Raw genomic sequence first — 5,762 nt, forward strand, 5'->3', positions numbered from 1 at the left:
GCCTGCACGACGGCACCGCCGTGCGGGACGGGCAGGCGACCGTCGAGGTCACCGCGCCCGCGGGCGTCACCGCGGAAACCGTGGAGCGCACCGACTCTCGCCTCGGCGAGGGCGGCACCCCGACCGATCGTGTTGCCGCGCAGGCGTACTCCGGTTTCGAGCAGGCCACCGTGATCTCGGTCGGCGCGGAAACCGAAGTGGCCGAGCCGACCACGGTCACCATCACCGGTCCGGGCGAGGGCAAGACCGCCTACGGCCACCTGCAGGTCCGCCTGGGCAATTTCGCGCGCGCCACCCTGGTCATCGACCAGAAGGGCAGCGGAACCTACGCGGAGAACGTGGAATTCATCCTCGGCGACTCCGCCGCGCTCAACGTGATCGTGGTGCAGGACTGGGCCGATGACGCCGTGCACGTCACCGCGCACCACGCCAAGCTGGGTCGTGACGCGACCCTGCGCCACACCAACGTCACCCTCGGTGGCGATGTGGTGCGCCTGACCGGCAACGTCCGCTACGCGGGTCCCGGCGGCGACGCCGAACTGCTGGGCGTGTACTTCGCCGACGACGGCCAGTTCTTCGAGCAGCGGCTGCTGGTCGATCACTCGCAGCCCAACTGCAAGTCCAACGTGCAGTACAAGGGTGCGCTGCAGGGTGATCCGGCCTCCGACAAGCCGGACGCGCACACGGTGTGGGTCGGCGACGTTCTCATCCGCGCTGCGGCCGAGGGCACCGAGACCTACGAGGTGAACCGCAACCTGGTGCTCACCGACGGCGCGCGCGCCGACTCGGTGCCGAACCTGGAGATCGAGACCGGCGAGATCGTCGGGGCCGGGCACGCCGCGGCCACCGGTCGTTTCGACGACGAGCAGCTGTTCTACCTGCGTTCGCGTGGCATCCCGGAGGAGGTCGCCCGCCGTCTGGTGGTGCGTGGCTTCTTCTTCGAGATCCTGCAGAAGATCACCGTCCCCGAGGTCCGGGAGCGGCTCGAGGCGGCCATCGAGGCCGAGCTCGCCGCTGTCGGCGTCTGACACCAACTTTCCCATCCCGCAAAGGAATCCGAATCCGATGACCACCCTGGAAATCAAGGACCTGCACGTCGAGGTCGCCAACCCGGACGAATCCGGCGAGCCCATCAAGATCCTGAAGGGCGTGAACCTGACCATCAAGTCGGGCGAGACCCACGCGATCATGGGCCCCAACGGTTCGGGCAAGTCGACTCTGTCCTACGCCATCGCCGGGCACCCCAAGTACACCGTCACCCAGGGCACCATCACCCTCGACGGTGAGGACGTGCTGGAGATGTCGGTCGACGAGCGTGCGCGCGCGGGCCTGTTCCTGGCCATGCAGTACCCGGTCGAGGTTCCGGGTGTCTCGGTTTCCAACTTCCTGCGCACCGCCGCCACCGCCATCCGCGGCGAGGCCCCGAAGCTGCGCACCTGGGTCAAGGAAGTCAAGGAGTCGATGCAGGAGCTGGAGATCGACTCCGCGTTCGGCGACCGCTCCGTCAACGAGGGTTTCTCCGGCGGTGAGAAGAAGCGCCAGGAGATCCTGCAGCTGAGCCTGCTCAAGCCGAAGATCGCCATCCTCGACGAGACCGACTCCGGCCTCGACGTGGACGCGCTGCGGATTGTTTCCGAGGGTGTCAATCGTTACAAGGAGCGGGAGAACGGCGGCATCCTGCTGATCACCCACTACACCCGCATCCTGCGCTACATCCAGCCGGACTTCGTTCACGTGTTCGTGAACGGCAAGATCGTCGCCGAGGGCGGCGCGGAACTTGCCGAGGAACTCGATTCGAATGGCTACGTGCGCTTCACCTCTGCTTCCGTAGGAGCTTAAATGACCAGCACCGTGGGGACTCTCGACGTCGCTCGGATTCGGGCGGACTTCCCGATCCTGAGCCGGACGGTGCGCGACGGGAAACCGTTGGCGTACTTGGATTCCGGCGCGACGTCGCAACGTCCTTTGCAGGTGCTCGACGCCGAGCGGAACTTCCTGCTCGAACACAACGCGGCCGTGCATCGCAGCGCGCACCAGCTCGCCGAGGAAGCCAATGAGGCTTACGAGGCGGCGCGCGCGGCGATCGCGGCGTTCGTCGGAGTCGCTCCGGACGAGATCGTGTACACCAAGAACGCGACCGAATCGCTGAACCTGGTGGCCTACGCCTTCTCCGACGATCGGTTCCCGCACCGCGTCTGGCCCGGCGACGAGATCGTCATCACCGAGCTCGAACATCACGCGAATCTCGTTCCGTGGCAGGAGCTCGCGCGCCGCACCGGTGCGCGCCTGAAGTGGTACGGGATCACCGAAGACGGCCGCATCGATCTCGACTCGCTCGAATTGTCCTCGGCCACCAAGGTTGTCGCCTTCACCCACCAGTCGAACGTGACCGGCGCGGTGGCGGATGTCGCCGAATTGGTGCGCCGCGCAAAGGCTGTCGGCGCGATCGTGGTGCTGGACGCCTGCCAGTCGGTGCCGCACATGCCGGTGAACTTCAAGGAGCTGGGCGTCGACTTCGCCGCCTTCTCCGGGCACAAGATGCTGGGCCCCTCCGGCATCGGCGTCCTGTACGGGCGGCGTGCGCTGCTCGAGGACACCCCGCCGTTCATCACCGGCGGCTCCATGATCGAGACCGTGTACATGGATCACTCGACCTTCGCCCCGCCGCCGCAGCGGTTCGAGGCCGGTTCGATGATGATCTCGCAGGCCATCGGCCTGGGTGCGGCGGTCCAGTATCTGAGTAACATCGGGATGGAAGCCGTTGCGGCGCACGAGCACACGCTCGTCTCCGCGGCCCTGGAAGGCCTCGGCGCGATCGAGGGCGTGCGCATCATCGGCCCGACCGAGAACGTGAATCGCGGTGGCGCGGTGTCGTTCGTGGTGGACGGCATTCACGCCCACGACGTCGGCCAGATCCTCGACGATCAGGGTGTCGCCATCCGCGTCGGCCACCACTGCGCGTGGCCGCTGCACCGGTACTTCGGTGTCGCGGCGACCGCTCGCGCCTCCTTCGCGGTGTACAACACCGTCGCCGAGGTCGATCAGCTGGTCGCCGCGGTGCGGAAGGCCCAGAGCTTCTTCGGAGTTGCATAGACCATGCGCATGGAGCAGATGTACCAGGAAGTCATCCTGGACCACTACAAGCACCCGCATCACCGAGGGCTACGCGAGCCCTTCGGCGCGGAAGTGCACCACGTCAACCCGACCTGCGGTGACGAGGTGACGCTGCGCGTACACATCAACGACAACGGCGATGTGGCCGACGTGTCCTACGACGGGCAGGGCTGCTCGATCAGCCAGGCGTCCACCTCGGTGCTCACCGACCAGGTCATCGGCCTGCCGGTGCAGCAGGCGCTGAAGGTGGTCGAGGCGTTCGACGAGATGATCACCTCGCGCGGCACGCTCGAAGGCGACGAGGACGTGATCGGCGACGGCATCGCCTTCGCCGGCGTCTCGAAGTACCCGGCCCGCGTGAAGTGCGCGCTGCTGGGCTGGATGGCGTTCAAGGACGCCGTCGTGCGGATAGCCTCGGCGGAGGAAGCCAAGAAGACCATGGGCAACGGGGAGTAGAGATGAGCGAAACCGAAGAGCAGGCCAAGGAACTCACCCCCGAGGAGATCCAGCACCTCGAGGACATGGAGGAGGCGATGCGCGACGTCGTCGACCCCGAACTCGGCATCAATGTCGTCGACCTCGGCCTGGTCTACGGCATGCAGTTCGAGGACGGCATCGCCAAACTCGACATGACCCTGACGTCCCCGGCCTGCCCGCTGACCGACGTCATCGAGGACCAGTCCCGCAACGCCCTGGTGCGTTCCGGCCTGGCCGAGGAACTCCAGATCAACTGGGTCTGGATGCCCCCGTGGGGCCCGGACAAGATCACCGACGACGGCCGCGAGCAGCTGCGCGCGCTCGGCTTCACGGTCTAGACGGCAACACCTCTCGCGGTGGGGACCGATCCGATAATGGATCGGTCCCCACCGCCTTTTGTGCGATAGTCGAGCCGGAAAGAGGTGGTCCCGATGGATCTCGATGACGCGCTGCTCAACGACCTGCTCACCGAATACCGTGAACTGACAACACTATTGGCAGATCCGTCCGTGCACCGGAACCCGGCGCAGTCCCGCCGCATCACCGAGCGCCTGACCGATCTCGAACCGATCGCCACCACCCACACCTGACTACGGCGGCACCTGGCCCGCCTTCGCGCAGGAGACCGGGTGCATCGGGGCCGGTGGCTGCCGTGGTTCGACGCACCCGAACGGACGGTCGTGGCCGAGGCGGCGGTACTCCAACCGGCGGCCCCGCCGACCACATCCGCACATACGACCGGATCGCGAATACGCTGACCGACCACCGCCTCGATCTCTCGCTCCACGGAGCGCTCGACCCGGCCAACCTGCAGATGCTGTACCGCGAGCGGTAGCGTTCGAATGGTGTGTCGCGACACCGTGTTACGTTGTGCCGAGACGTCAGCTGTGGAGGAATCGTGTCCTACGGGATCATGCCGTACGCCGTCGATCTGGAGGGGATTCGCCTCTTCGGTTCCTACGGGCAGGAATTCGTGGACGAGACGCTCGAGCGTGTGCACCCGCAGATGCTGGCTCGCCTCGAGGGTCCGGCGCACGAGGCGAAGATCGAGCCGCAGGATCTGGTTCGGCACCTGCTCCGGGGCGAACCCACCGTGCCGGGCGTCGGGCATTTGTACGGCTATGCGCTCGAGGCGGTGTGCGATACCCATGGGCGAGCGCTGAGCAATGTCGGCTGGTCCGGCATGCGATTCGGGTATTTCGACGTGGTAGGTGCGGCGCTGGCCGGGATCGGGGTCGACTTCGAGCCGTCCTCGCTGGTGTTCGGCGGGGTACCGGCACGGCTGCCGGACGTCGACGATTTCCCCAGCATCGGATCGCTCGAGGTCGACGAGATCGAGGACCTCGCAGCCGGTTTCGCGGCGGCGGACCTGGACCTGCTGGCCGACGCCGGAATCCGCGAGTCCGCCGGCACGATCGAGGGCTGGCTGCACTACTGTCGCCGCCAGGGCCTTGGCCTGGTCTGCTTCTACTACTGATCGACGGGCGTCCACTCGAGCTGGGCCAGGCGATCCTGCCGGCCGATGACGTAGTCCCACAGCAGGTCGGCGACCAGCCGCGGGTCCTCGACCATGGTTTCGACCTGTTCCCCGTGCACATTCACGCATTCGAGGCTGTAGCGATTCGGTGCGGTGCGGTAGGTCTGTGCGAAGAAGGCGTCGTCGCCCGCACGCCACAGAATGAGGAACGGCGTGCGCACGATGAGGTGCAATTGCGGTATCCAGGAACGCAATTGCGCGGCCGACACCGAATCGTTGGTGATCCGGCCGCCCAGATCCACACTCACGTCGGTCCGCGGCACGGTGTCGGCGGGCGAACCCCCGTGCGCGTCGTGCACGGCGAACATGGTGCCGTCGACGAGTTCCCGCACCCAGCGCTCGGCACGCAGACCGGCATGATCGGGCACGCTCACCCGCACCCCGTCGCCCACCACCTCGACCGACATCCGCGCCGCCCACACCGGAATCTCGCTGTTCCACCGGTGCAGTCCGTCGACGATCGGTCCGAGACTGCGCGGCATCGAGAGCCCTTCCCGGCTCGCCAGATACGCGGCGGCGGCACTCGACTCGGAGATGGAGGCGATGGGCAGCACGATGAATTCGCAACTCACCAGATAAACCTACGCGCCGAGTCGACAAACGATCGAGGCGTCCGGGGCCGTCTACCGACGGG

9 protein-coding genes are annotated in these 5,762 nt (G+C 66.6%); 8 read left to right on the forward strand and 1 reads right to left on the reverse strand.

The genetic code is table 11. From position 1 onward, the window contains the following. From sufD to ACWELQ_RS36210, 8 genes are all read left to right on the forward strand, one after another. Nucleotides 1-1,028, forward strand: a 1,028-nt coding sequence (gene sufD / locus ACWELQ_RS36175; protein WP_452401517.1) for a Fe-S cluster assembly protein SufD, incomplete at its 5' end; no start/stop codon positions are given. Between the two features lie 37 nt (nucleotides 1,029-1,065). After that, nucleotides 1,066-1,839, forward strand: coding sequence for a Fe-S cluster assembly ATPase SufC (gene sufC, locus ACWELQ_RS36180; protein ID WP_452401518.1), 774 nt, complete (start codon nucleotides 1,066-1,068; stop codon nucleotides 1,837-1,839). Next, entirely contained in the window at nucleotides 1,840-3,093 is a 1,254-nt protein-coding gene (locus tag ACWELQ_RS36185; protein WP_452401519.1) for a cysteine desulfurase, read from the forward strand. It abuts the gene before it with no gap. 3 nt (nucleotides 3,094-3,096) lie between these two features. Beyond that, complete coding sequence (gene sufU, locus ACWELQ_RS36190; protein WP_452401520.1) at nucleotides 3,097-3,570, forward strand: Fe-S cluster assembly sulfur transfer protein SufU; 474 nt, start codon at nucleotides 3,097-3,099, stop codon at nucleotides 3,568-3,570. 2 nt (nucleotides 3,571-3,572) lie between these two features. Further along, nucleotides 3,573-3,929: a metal-sulfur cluster assembly factor gene (locus ACWELQ_RS36195; protein WP_452401521.1), complete on the forward strand. Its 357-nt coding sequence runs from the start codon at nucleotides 3,573-3,575 to the stop codon at nucleotides 3,927-3,929. Between the two features lie 93 nt (nucleotides 3,930-4,022). Continuing rightward, complete coding sequence (locus ACWELQ_RS36200) at nucleotides 4,023-4,181, forward strand: hypothetical protein (protein WP_452401522.1); 159 nt, start codon at nucleotides 4,023-4,025, stop codon at nucleotides 4,179-4,181. 62 nt (nucleotides 4,182-4,243) lie between these two features. After that, the gene (locus ACWELQ_RS36205; RefSeq protein WP_452401523.1) at nucleotides 4,244-4,426 is read left to right on the forward strand and encodes a hypothetical protein; all 183 of its coding nucleotides are present in this window, start codon (nucleotides 4,244-4,246) and stop codon (nucleotides 4,424-4,426) included. A 63-nt stretch (nucleotides 4,427-4,489) separates the two neighbouring features. Then, nucleotides 4,490-5,068, forward strand: a complete 579-nt coding sequence (locus ACWELQ_RS36210; protein WP_452401524.1) for a DUF7691 family protein — start codon at nucleotides 4,490-4,492, stop codon at nucleotides 5,066-5,068. On the opposite strand, the gene ACWELQ_RS36215 is transcribed toward ACWELQ_RS36210, so the two are convergent. Beyond that, on the reverse strand, nucleotides 5,062-5,700 hold the full coding sequence (locus ACWELQ_RS36215) for a hypothetical protein (protein ID WP_452401525.1): 639 nt from the start codon (nucleotides 5,698-5,700) through the stop codon (nucleotides 5,062-5,064). The two genes, ACWELQ_RS36210 and ACWELQ_RS36215, sit on opposite strands and share 7 nt — an antisense overlap. Nucleotides 5,701-5,762: the final 62 nt, after the last annotated feature.

This window comes from Nocardia sp. NPDC004722 (assembly GCF_053601505.1).